The 770-nt window shown below is 63.5% G+C and carries 1 protein-coding gene; it reads right to left on the reverse strand.

All coding sequences use genetic code 11. The features are described from left to right. A partial coding sequence (locus HV670_RS30240) for a multicopper oxidase domain-containing protein (RefSeq protein WP_175108575.1) occupies positions 1-770 on the reverse strand: 770 nt, incomplete at both ends.

Consider the following 770-nt stretch of genomic DNA (forward strand, 5'->3'; position numbering starts at 1 on the left):
AAAGGATGCTGCCAGCGCCCGGTGCCGATGACGCGCAACAGCACCAGCTCACCCGGATGCATGTGAGGGTTGCCGTTATACGGCTGATGGGGGTACTGCCCTGCGTAGTTCGGGTCCATGTCATCGGGCATCGAACGTCCGTTGATCATGAAGTAGGCCGGGTGATAGGGTTCCGTCTCGACAGTCATGCATCCGGTCGGCTGCGTACAGGATTTCGCCGCTTCCTGCTCCGCCTGCGCATGGATGCGCGGATCCATTTCCGAGAACTGGAATAGATACTCGCGGTCGTAGCAGGCCGCACTGTGGTTATAGGCGGCGGGGGCATTGCGGAAATCGGGTTGCCCATCCGGCAAGGTCGGGGCCAGCGGGTGGCAGCCTGTGCCTGTCGGCGAGGCAACTGTGCCGGGCGCTGTGGTGGGCAAGACGATGAGCGCACCGGACATCCCCATTTCGATCTGCAGATCGCCCTGCGTGCCGCTGTAATAGCTATGGGTTCCCGGCGTGGCCGCGATGAAGCTATAGGTCACCGAGCTGCCGTGAATCGCCTCGCGCGTCAGCACGCCGGGTACACCGGTCAGCGTCGCCGGACATGTGCCGTCGGGATTCAGTACCGCTGCGCAGACCTGGAAGCCCGGGAACAGGATCGACGTGTTGCCCGCCGCCGCGGGTAGATTGTTGGTGAGCGTGACCGTGACGATGTCACCCTGCTTCACGATCAGCGTCGGCCCAGGAATCTGCATGCTGGGGCAATTCGCGCCCGTGATCCCGGC

The sequence above is a fragment of the Pararobbsia alpina genome (assembly GCF_902859895.1).
Lineage (GTDB): Bacteria > Pseudomonadota > Gammaproteobacteria > Burkholderiales > Burkholderiaceae > Pararobbsia > Pararobbsia alpina.